Origin of the sequence: uncultured Aquincola sp. (assembly GCF_964001545.1) — a bacterium.
Classification (GTDB): domain Bacteria; phylum Pseudomonadota; class Gammaproteobacteria; order Burkholderiales; family Burkholderiaceae_C; genus Aquincola.
Map to the genome: position 1 here is coordinate 1 of NZ_CAXFDV010000535.1, position 9,948 is coordinate 9,948.

General features: G+C 67.9%; 10 protein-coding genes. 6 read left to right on the plus strand and 4 right to left on the minus strand.

The genetic code is table 11. From position 1 onward, the window contains the following. From nirB to ABNT58_RS18395, 4 genes are all read right to left on the minus strand, one after another. Positions 1-1,927, minus strand: a 1,927-nt coding sequence (gene nirB, locus ABNT58_RS18380) for a nitrite reductase large subunit NirB (RefSeq protein WP_348754889.1), incomplete at its 3' end; no start/stop codon positions are given. A gap of 319 nt (positions 1,928-2,246) precedes the next feature. Further along, positions 2,247-2,486, minus strand: a complete 240-nt coding sequence (locus ABNT58_RS18385; RefSeq protein WP_348754890.1) for a hypothetical protein — start codon at positions 2,484-2,486, stop codon at positions 2,247-2,249. Next, positions 2,483-2,872, minus strand: coding sequence for a GNAT family N-acetyltransferase (locus ABNT58_RS18390; RefSeq protein ID WP_348754891.1), 390 nt, complete (start codon positions 2,870-2,872; stop codon positions 2,483-2,485). Before ABNT58_RS18390 ends, ABNT58_RS18385 begins: the two co-directional genes overlap by 4 nt. Positions 2,873-3,261: 389 nt before the next feature. Further along, a complete protein-coding gene (locus ABNT58_RS18395; RefSeq protein ID WP_348754892.1) occupies positions 3,262-3,975 on the minus strand; it encodes a LuxR C-terminal-related transcriptional regulator in 714 nt (237 codons plus the stop codon). A 94-nt stretch (positions 3,976-4,069) separates the two neighbouring features. On the opposite strand from ABNT58_RS18395, the gene ABNT58_RS18400 reads away from it, so the two are divergent. The 6 genes from ABNT58_RS18400 to ABNT58_RS18425 all read left to right on the plus strand — a co-directional run. Beyond that, complete coding sequence (locus ABNT58_RS18400; RefSeq protein WP_348754893.1) at positions 4,070-4,516, plus strand: hypothetical protein; 447 nt, start codon at positions 4,070-4,072, stop codon at positions 4,514-4,516. Between the two features lie 176 nt (positions 4,517-4,692). Then, on the plus strand, positions 4,693-5,997 hold the full coding sequence (locus tag ABNT58_RS18405) for a sugar ABC transporter substrate-binding protein (RefSeq protein ID WP_348754894.1): 1,305 nt from the start codon (positions 4,693-4,695) through the stop codon (positions 5,995-5,997). A gap of 61 nt (positions 5,998-6,058) precedes the next feature. Then, entirely contained in the window at positions 6,059-6,916 is an 858-nt protein-coding gene (locus tag ABNT58_RS18410) for a sugar ABC transporter permease (protein WP_348754895.1), read from the plus strand. A gap of 13 nt (positions 6,917-6,929) precedes the next feature. Then, complete coding sequence (locus ABNT58_RS18415) at positions 6,930-7,745, plus strand: carbohydrate ABC transporter permease (protein WP_348754896.1); 816 nt, start codon at positions 6,930-6,932, stop codon at positions 7,743-7,745. Between the two features lie 15 nt (positions 7,746-7,760). Continuing rightward, positions 7,761-8,843: an ABC transporter ATP-binding protein gene (locus ABNT58_RS18420; protein WP_348754897.1), complete on the plus strand. Its 1,083-nt coding sequence runs from the start codon at positions 7,761-7,763 to the stop codon at positions 8,841-8,843. A gap of 13 nt (positions 8,844-8,856) precedes the next feature. Next, positions 8,857-9,948: mannitol dehydrogenase family protein (locus ABNT58_RS18425; protein ID WP_348754898.1), on the plus strand; the 1,092-nt coding region annotated here is incomplete at its 3' end.

Genomic DNA, 9,948 nt, shown 5'->3' on the forward strand with positions numbered 1-9,948 from the left:
ACCAGGTGCTGCCCACGCAGCTTTTCACCGTGCGCAGGCTCTTGCTATAAGCGTGGCCACTCTCGAAGCCAGCGGCGATCAGCTCTTCCCAGATGGCGGGCAGCTGGTCGACCTTGGCGCCGAACAGGTCCACCCGCTGGCCGCCGGTGATCTTGGTGTACAGGCCATACTTCTTGGCCACCTGGCCCACGGCGATCAGCCCGTCGGGCGTGACTTCGCCGCCCGCCATGCGCGGCACCACCGAGTACGTGCCGTCCTTCTGCAGGTTGCCCAGGTAGTAGTCGTTGCTGTCCTGCAGCGGCGCCAGGTCTTTCTTCAGCACGAACTCGTTCCAGCACGAAGCGAAGATGCTGGCCGCCGCCGGCTTGCAGATGTCGCAGCCCAGGCCACGGCCGTGGCGGGCCAGCAGCTCGCTGAAGCTGCGGATGCCGCCCACGCGCACCAGGTGGTACAGCGCCTGGCGCGAATGCGGGAAGTGCTCGCAGAGGTGGTCGTTGACGGCCATGCCCAGGCGGCTCATCTCGGCCTTCATCACCTGGGTGACCAGGGGCACGCAGCCGCCGCAGGTGGCGCCGGCCTGGGTGCAGGCCTTGATCTGGCCGATGCTGGCGGCGCCTTCGGCCACCGCGGCGCAGATGCGGCCCTTGCTGACGTTGTTGCACGAGCAGATCTGCGCCGTCTCGGGCAGCGCGTCGACGCCCAGGCCCGGCCTGGCCTTGCCGTCGCTGCTCGGCAGGATCAGGAACTCGGGCTCGGCCGGCAGCGTGATGCCGTTGAGCGCCATCTGCAGCAGCGTGCCGTACTCGGCCGCGTCGCCCACCAGCACCGCGCCCAGCAGGCGGCTGCCGTCTTCGCTGATCACGATCTTCTTGTACACCTGCCGCCGCTCGTCCACGTACTGGCACTGGCGGCTGCCCGGCGTCTTGCCATGGGCGTCGCCGATGCTGGCCACGTCCACGCCCATCAGCTTGAGCTTGGTGCTCATGTCGGCGCCGCGAAAGGCCGCCTCGGCGTTGCCGGCGATGTGGCGGGCAGCCACGCGGGCCATCTCGTAGCCGGGCGCCACCAGGCCGAAGGTCTGCTCGTTCCAGCTGGCGCATTCGCCGATGGCGTACACGTGGTGGTCGCTGGTGCGGCAGTGGTCGTCGATCACCACGCCGCCGCGCGGGCCGATGGCCAGCACGCACTGGCGGGCCAGTTCGTCGCGCGGGCGGATGCCGGCCGAGAACACGATCATGTCGGTTTCGAGGTAGCTGCCGTCGGCATACACCATGCGGTGGCGCGCAGTGGCACCGTCGGTGATTTCCACCGTGTTGCGGCTGGTGTGCACCTGCACGCCCAGCGCCTCGATCTTGGCCCGCAGCACGCGGGCGCCGCCGTCGTCCACCTGCACCGCCATCAGCCGCGGCGCGAACTCCACCACATGGGTCTGCAGGCCCAGGTCGCACAGCGCCTTGGCGCATTCCAGGCCCAGCAGGCCGCCGCCCACCACCACGCCGCTGCGCGACCTAGCGCCCGAGGCCTGCATCGCCTCCAGGTCCTCGATGGTGCGGTAGACGTGGCAGTGCGGCCGGTCGCGCCCCGGCACCGGCGGCACGAAGGGGCTGGAGCCAGTGGCCAGCACCAGGCGGTCGTAGGCGTGCACCGTGCCGTCCACCGTGGTGACGGTGCGCGCGCGTCGGTCGATGCTGGCGGCGCGGGCGCCCAGCTTGAGCGTGTAGCCGGTGCGCTGGAAGAAGTCGGGCGCCACCAGCGACAGCTGCTCGGCCGTCTTGCCGCTGAAGAATTCCGACAGGTGCACCCGGTCGTAGGCGGGGCGCGGCTCTTCGCACAGCACCGTCACTTCCACGTCGGGCAGGCCGGCTTCGGCCAGGCTTTCCAGGAACTTGTGGCCCACCATGCCGTGGCCGACGAGAACGATCTTCATGCTTGCATCCTGGGCAAACGCGGGTGGGCCGCGGTGCTGAGCAGGTGCTGCGCCTCGGCCGACCCCGGCAGGGCGCCATGCGGGCGCCACCGCCTCTGGGTTGAGTACGGGTGGAATCCACCAGCGCCGGCAGCACAGGGCTGCGCTGGACAGGTGGGTCCGCCGTCATCAGCGGAGGGGAGGTGCCGGCCGGGGCGACGCTACCGCGGCCGTGCAGGCTGCTTCACGCAAGCTCCATGCCCATCGGCAAGGGGGTGTGGGGCGGGCGGATGCGCCAGCAAGGGGCTGTGGCGCACCGGCGTGGCGCGCATGGGGCGGTTCAGCCGGGGTGGTCCAGCACCAGCGCGGCGGGCAGCTCCACCATGGCGCCGTCGTCGAACTCGATGAGGTAGTGCACGCCCAGCGGCGCGGGCAGGATGTCCACCACCCAACCCTCGGCCCCGGGCCGCATGGAGGCCGCGGCCGCGGCGCTGATGCGCACCAGCTGGCCATAGGGCCGCAGCGCCGTCGCCGCGACGGGCGGCAGTGCAGGTGAAGGCAGGCCGCTTTGCTCGGTCACATCGACACCCGCTGCTGGGCGGTGCGCGGCGCGGCCTGGTGGCGGGGGCCGCCGGCCGGGCGCATGCCCTGGCCGGAGAAGAAGTCCCACAGCCCCGGCGGCAGGCCTTCGGATTGCACTTCGCGTGCGCCCAGCCGGTCGGCCGCGTAGCGCAGCAGCTCGGCGCCCAGGCCCTGGCCCTGGTAGGCCGGCGCCACGCACACCACCTCCAGCCGCTCGCCGCAGGTGATGGCAAAGCCGACCACCTGCTGGCTGTAGGTGCGGTAGGCCACCACGTGGCTGGCGCGGCGCAGCGCTTCCCACACGAAGGCGCTGCGCAGCGCCTCGGTGTCGCGGCCGCACTGCTGCCAGATGCGCACCAGGCCGGGGTAGTCGCTGAGATTCACCGGGGCAACCCGATGGTGTTTCTGGCTGGTGCTGGCTGCATCGGCCATCGAATACTCCTTGGGGGCGGCGGACAATAGTGGAAAAACCAATGAGTAAAACGCCCCCATCCAAGGTTGGGGGCGTTTTGCGAGGATGCTTGCCGCCCCTGTTTCGAGTTGGCGGTCTTTTTTTCTCACCGCGCCGGGCAGGGCCCGGTTGCGGTTTTCACCGGTGCTGGGCCGGAATTAGAAGCCAACGCGGGGGAAAGCCGGGGCGATGTTTTGCGATTGGGTCATGTTGCACTCCTGAGAAAACCGTGATCCGATGGAACGCAGTTTCTCGAAGACGCCTTCGCGGCGTAAGCTACACAACCATGCAGGGGTGCCCCTGCACGCGCCGGCTGCGGCCCCTACAAGAGGTCCAGTGCCTTGGCCTTGAGCACCGCCTGGGTGCGGGTGGATGCCTTCAGCTTGGCGAAGGCGTTGCGCAGGTGGAACGACACCGTGTGCTCGGAGACGTTCAGGATCTGGGCGATGTTCCAGTTGGACTTGCCGTCCATCGCCCAGCGCAGCACCTCGATCTCGCGCGGCGACAGGCGCGGCGGCGGCTCCGCCGGCTCGGTGCGGGGCAGCAGCAGCCGGGCCGCCGCCGACTGGGCATGCACCGCCAGCAGCTGCAGGTCGGCCATCATCCGCGAGAGGCCTTCGTCCGACGGCAGGTGGTGGTCGCGGTCCACGCCCAGGAAGAAGTGCCTGCCTTCGGGCAGGTGCAGCGCCATCGAGATGCCGCTGTGGTAGCCGTAGGGCGCCTGTTCCTCCCACAGGTCGCCGGCCTTCTCCTGCACGTACAGCGACTGGTCGTAGGCGAACGGCACCGACAAGGTGCGCAGCCGCTTGATCACCGGGTCGCGGGCCACGGCTTCAGGCGCGCGCGAGGCGTTGGCAAAAGCCTCGGGGATATTGCCCACCTCGTGCAACTGGTGGCGCCCGGCATGCGGATCTTCCACCACCAGCACGCTGGTGATGAGCGGAAAATCCAGGGCGCCAGCCATGTTGATCAACCGGCGGCGAAAGGTGTCGATATCCTCGGCCTGGCTGACGTCGAAGTAATGCTTCAATAACATGTCGTGTCTGCGAGAAGGGCCTACACGTTTTGGCAGTTGGCGCGCCTGTAGGTCTGTCTCACACTACCCTCTCGAACTTCTATGGAGAACAACAATGGTCGTGCCGATCTGGTCCGTGGTTACCTGGGCGCCGGTTCTCGTGACCGTATCCGAATTTAACCGATCGATGCACCGTTATCGGCAGCTGAGCCTGTCGAAACAGCACGGACACGCCCAGACAGGTGCCGAATACGGCCAGGTCCTGTGGGCCACCCATGTGTGCAAACGGCTGGTCGGCATGGCCTGGGACTGGGTGGCAGTGTCCAAGACGGCCGTGGCGATGGCGGATCCGACCAACATCCTGTCCAACGTGGTGCTGGTCGGGCGGGCGGGTCGGCTGCTGGACGACGAAGAGCGCATGTTGCACCTGATGTCGGCGGTGCATGCACTGCCGTGGCACCAACGCCTCCTGGCCGAAGAGGAGGCACCGGTGCCCGAAGCCACCACCGAGCGCCAGCGCCGCCACGGGCGCCAGCTGCGGCTGGCTGCCGAGGCCGCCTGATGCGCCTTGGCCTGGATGCGGCGCGGAGCTGACGCCTGCTCGCACCGCATCCAGGTAAACCCCCACACAACGCTGCAATTGCGTATCGGTCGGCTTGAAGTCCGTATCTGCCTTGCAAGAGCCGCGCTCCTAAAGTTCGCCGCGTCGATGAACCGACGAACACTAGGAGACGCAGCATGAAGACTTACCAGGCCGCCCTGATCCTGTGCATGGGCGCCGCTGCCGGCGCCGCCCAGGCCGCCACCGAACTCGTCATCGCCACCGTGAACAACGGGCACATGATCGAGATGCAGAAGCTGACGCCGCAGTTCGAGAAGGCGTACCCCGACATCAAGCTCAAGTGGGTGACGCTGGAAGAGGGCACGCTGCGCTCGCGCGTCACCACCGACATCGCCACCAAGGGCGGCCAGTTCGACGTGATGACCATCGGCATGTACGAGACGCCGATCTGGGCCAAGAAGGGCTGGCTGAAGGAGCTGACGCCTGCCGCCAGCTACGACGTGGACGACCTGCTGCCGGCGATGCGCAACGGCCTGTCGGTGGACGGCAAGCTCTACGCCGCCCCGTTCTACGGCGAAAGCTCGATGCTGATGTACCGCAAGGACCTGACCGACAAGGCCGGCGTCACCTTCCCCGAGCGGCCCACCTGGGACCAGGTGCGCGACGCCGCCGCCAAGATCCACAACCCGCCCAACGTGTACGGCATCTGCCTGCGCGGCAAGCCGGGCTGGGGCGACAACATGGCCTTCCTCAGCACCATGGCCAACAGCTTCGGCGCCCAGTGGTTCGACATGGGCTGGAAGCCGCAGCTCGAGACCAAGCCCTGGAAGGACGCGGTCACCTTCTACGTCGACCTGCTCAAGAAGTACGGCCCGCCCGGCTCCAGCGCCAACAGCTTCAACGAGATCCTGGCGCTGTACAACGAAGGCAAATGCGGCATGTGGGTGGACGCCACCATCGCCGCCTCCTTCATCACCGACCCCAAGCAGAGCAAGGTGGCCGACAAGGTGGCCTTCGCCCAGGGCCCGTACGCGGTGACCGAGAAGGGCGCTAACTGGCTGTGGGCCTGGGCGCTGGCCATCCCGGCCGGCACCAAGAACGCGGATGCGGCGCAGAAGTTCATCTCCTGGGCCACCTCCAAGGACTACATCAACCTGGTGGCCAAGGAAAAGGGCTGGGCCGCGGTGCCCACCGGCACCCGCAAGTCGACCTATGCCAACCCGGAGTTCATGAAGGCGGCGGTGTTCGCGGCGGCCGAGAAAAAGGCCATCGACAGCGCCAACCCGAACGACAGCACGCTGCCCAAGAGCCCGTACGTGGGCGTGCAGTTCGCAGCCATTCCGGAGTTCCAGGCCATTGGCATCGCGGTGGGCCAGCAGATGAGCGCTGCGGTTGCCGGCAAGACCAGCGTCGACCAGGCGCTGAAGACCTCGCAGGCCGCGGCCGACCGCGAGATGCGCAAGGGCGGCTACTACAAGTAAGCCCGTGCCCCCGGGGGGCCTGCCGGCGGCACCGGCGCCCCCGCTTCACCCGAGGTCTGCGATGAACCGACTACTGCCCCGCGCGCTGATGGCGCCTGCGGTGGCCACGCTCTTCCTGTGGATGATCGTGCCGCTGCTGATGACCCTGTATTTCTCTGCCGTCCGCTACAACCTGATGCAGCCGGGCGACAAGACCTTCATCGGTCTGGAGAACTTCGAGTACTTCGTGACCGACCCCGACTTCGGCGCGTCGGTGGTCAACACGCTGCTGCTGCTGGGCTCGGTCATCGCCATCACGGTGGTGCTGGGCGTGGGCCTGGCGCTGCTGGTCAATGAGCCGTTTCCGGGCCGCGGCATCGTGCGGGTGCTGCTGATCTCGCCCTTCTTCGTGATGCCCACGGCCAATGCGCTGCTGTGGAAGCACATGATGATGAACCCGGTGTACGGCGTGCTGGCGCAGGTGGCGCACTTCTTCGGCGCCCAGCCCATCGACTGGCTCACCGAGCATCCGCTGCTGTCCATCATCCTGATGGTGGCCTGGCAGTGGCTGCCGTTTGCGTGCCTGATCTTCATCACCTCGCTGCAGAGCCTGGACCGCGACCAGATGGAAGCCGCCGGCATGGACGGCGCCAATGCGCTGCAGAAGTTCTGGTTCCTCACGCTGCCGCACCTGGGAAGGCCCATCGCGGTGGTGGTGATGATCGAGATGATCTTCCTGATGAGCGTGTTCGCCGAGATCTTCACCACCACCGGTGGCGGGCCCGGCAACGAGAGCACCAACGTCGCCTTCCTGATCTTCAAGCAGGCGCTGATGAACTTCGACGTGGGCGTGGCCTCGGCCGGCGCGCTGTTCGCGGTGGTGCTGGCCAACATCGCCGCGGTGTTCCTCATCCGCCTGATCGGCAAGAACCTCGACTGAGCAGGTGAACCCCATGAAGAACCTGAACCTGGTGCTGCGCACCGTGGCCGCCTGGGGCGTGACGCTGCTGCTGGTGTTTCCGCTGATCTGGCTGGTGCTCACCGCCTTCAAGACCGAGCAGCAGGCCATCGCCATTCCGCCGCAGCTGTTCTTCGAGCCCACGCTGCACAGCTTTGCCGAGGTGAACGAGCGCAGCGACTACCTGCACTTCGCGGTCAACTCGGTGATCACCAGCGTGGTGTCCACGCTGCTGGGGCTGGCGATTGCCGCGCCGGCGGCCTACTCAATGGCCTTCTTCCGCACCCGGCGCACCCGCGACATTTTGATGTGGATGCTGTCCACCAAGATGATGCCGGCGGTGGGTGCGCTGGTGCCGGTGTACGTGATGGCGCAGACCGCCGGGCTGCTGGATTCGCTGCTGGCGCTGATCGTGGTGTTCACGCTGTCCAACCTGCCCATCATGGTGTGGATGCTGTATTCGGGCTTCAAGGACATCCCGGGCGACATCCTGGAGGCCGCGCGCATGGACGGCGCCAGCATCTGGGGCGAGTTCAAGCACGTCATCCGCCCGCTGGCCATGGGCTCGCTGGCGTCCACCGGCCTGCTGTGCCTGGTGATGAGCTGGAACGAGGCCTTCTGGTCGCTCAACCTCAGCTCGTCCAAGGCCGGCACGCTGGCCACGCTGATCGCCTCGTATTCCAGCCCCGAGGGCCTGTTCTGGGCCAAGTTGTCGGCCGCTTCACTGATGGCCATCGCGCCCATCGTGGTGGTGGGCTGGTTCAGTCAGAAGCAACTCGTTCAAGGCCTCACTTTTGGCGCTGTGAAGTAGCCCGGGAGAAATCACATGAGCTTTCTGCAACTCAAGGGCGTCGAGAAGTACTTCGGCGACCTGCGCGCCATCAAGGGCGTCGACCTGTCTATCGAGAAGGGCGAGTTCATCGTCTTCGTCGGCCCGTCGGGCTGCGGCAAGAGCACCTTGCTGCGCATGATCGCGGGGCTGACCGAGATCGACGCCGGCAGTCTGATGCTGGACGGGCGCGACATCACCAAGCTGCCTTCGTCCAAACGCGACTTGGCGATGGTGTTCCAGAGCTATGCGCTTTATCCGCACATGAGCGTGTTCGACAACATGTCCTTCGCGCTGCGGCTGGCCAACGTCGACAAGGCGGTGATCCAGGACAAGGTGAACCGTGCGGCCAGGATCCTCAACCTGACCAACTACCTGCAACGCACGCCCAAGGAGCTGTCGGGCGGCCAGCGCCAGCGCGTGGCCATCGGCCGCGCGATCGTGCGGGCGCCCAAGGTGTTTTTGTTCGACGAGCCGCTGTCCAACCTGGACGCCGCGCTGCGCGGCCAGACGCGGGTGGAAATCGCCCAGCTGCACCGCGAGCTGGGTGCCACCACCATCTACGTGACCCACGACCAGGTGGAAGCCATGACGCTGGCCGACCGCGTGGTGGTGCTGCGCGACGGGCAGATCGAGCAGGTGGGCTCGCCGCTGGAGTTGTACGACCGGCCGGCCAACCAGTTCGTCGCGCAGTTCATCGGCACGCCGCAGATGAACGTGCTGCCGGCCAGCCAGCTGCCGCATCTGGCCGGCACGCAGCAGCTGCCGGTGCCGGCGGGCGGCTTCGTCGGCCTGCGGCCGGAAGACGTGCGGCTGCAGCCGGCCGGCCAGGGCCAATTGCAGGGCACGGTGCAGCTGGTGGAGGCGCTGGGCGCCGAGACGCTGATCCACGTGGCCCTGGGCCCCGACGCGGCCACCGCCGCGCGGCTGATCGCGCGCCAGAGCGCCCGCACCACGCTGCACCCGGGCAGCCCGGTGGGTCTGTCCATCGACCCGATGGCCGCCCATGTGTTCGACGACCAGGGCCGACTCTCGCGCCCGGCGCAAGGCGGCGCGGCACTGGCCGGCGCGGCGGCCTGAAGGGGAGGGCACCATGAACCAAGACAACGCCGCACCCCTGGTGATGCTGCACCTGGGCCTGGGCTCGTTCCACCGGGCCCACCAGGCGGTGTATCTGCAAGCCCTGCGTGACCAGGGCGACAGCCGCTGGATCATCGCCGCCGGCAACATCCGCCCCGACCAGCCCGAGCTGATGGCCGCGCTGCAGGCCAGCGGCGGCGCCTACATGCTGGAGACGGTGAGCCCCACGCTGGCGTGGCGCTACCAGCGCATCGAGGCCATCCGCCGGGTGATTCCGCACGACACCGGCCTGGCCGGGCTGATCGCGCAAGGCGCTGACCCGGCCACGCGCATCCTCTCGTTCACCGTGACGGAAGCGGGCTACTACCTGGATGCGGCGCATCAGCTGGATCTGGGCTTTGCCGACCTGGCGGCCGACATCCAAGCCGCGCGCGCCGGTCACCCGCACCCGCAAACGCCCACGCTGTACGGCGCGCTCACCGCCATCCTGCGCGCGCGCATGGCCGCGGGCGCCGGCCCCCTCACGCTGCTGAACTGCGACAACCTGCGCCACAACGGCGACCGCGCGCGCAGCGGCCTACTGCAGTTCATCCAGCAGGTGGGCGATGCCGACCTGCTGGCCTGGGTGGAGGCCCACACCAGCAGCCCGAATGCCATGGTGGACCGCATCACACCCCGGCCCACGGCCGAGGTGCGCGAGCGCGTGCGCGCCGCCACCGGCGTGGACGACCCGGCCGCGCTGATGGGCGAGAGCTTCATCCAGTGGGTGATCGAAGAGAAGTTCATCGCCGGCCGCCCCGCCTGGGAGCAGGTGGGTGTGGAGATGGTGCAGTCGGTCGATGCGCATGAAGAAGCCAAGATCCGGCTGCTCAATGCCACTCACAGCTGCATCGCCTGGGCGGGCACGTTGGCCGGGTTGCAGTACATCCATGAGGGCACGCACGACGCGGCCATCCGCCGCATGGCCTTCGACTACGTCACCGACGACACCATCCCCGTGCTGAGCCCCAGCCCGCTGGACCTGGCCGCCTACCGCGACGTGGTGCTCGACCGCTTCGGCAACCCCGCCATCGCCGACACCAACCAGCGCGTGGCGATGGACGGC

Excerpts from the sequence above, each read along its gene's own strand:
- ABNT58_RS18395 (WP_348754892.1), bottom strand. The coding sequence starts at position 3,975 with ATGTTATTGAAGCATTACTTCGACGTCAGCCAGGCCGAGGATATCGAC.
- ABNT58_RS18400 (WP_348754893.1), top strand. The coding sequence starts at position 4,070 with ATGGTCGTGCCGATCTGGTCCGTGGTTACCTGGGCGCCGGTTCTCGTG.
- ABNT58_RS18405 (WP_348754894.1), top strand. The coding sequence starts at position 4,693 with ATGAAGACTTACCAGGCCGCCCTGATCCTGTGCATGGGCGCCGCTGCC.
- ABNT58_RS18410 (WP_348754895.1), top strand. The coding sequence starts at position 6,059 with ATGAACCGACTACTGCCCCGCGCGCTGATGGCGCCTGCGGTGGCCACG.
- ABNT58_RS18415 (WP_348754896.1), top strand. The coding sequence starts at position 6,930 with ATGAAGAACCTGAACCTGGTGCTGCGCACCGTGGCCGCCTGGGGCGTG.
- ABNT58_RS18420 (WP_348754897.1), top strand. The coding sequence starts at position 7,761 with ATGAGCTTTCTGCAACTCAAGGGCGTCGAGAAGTACTTCGGCGACCTG.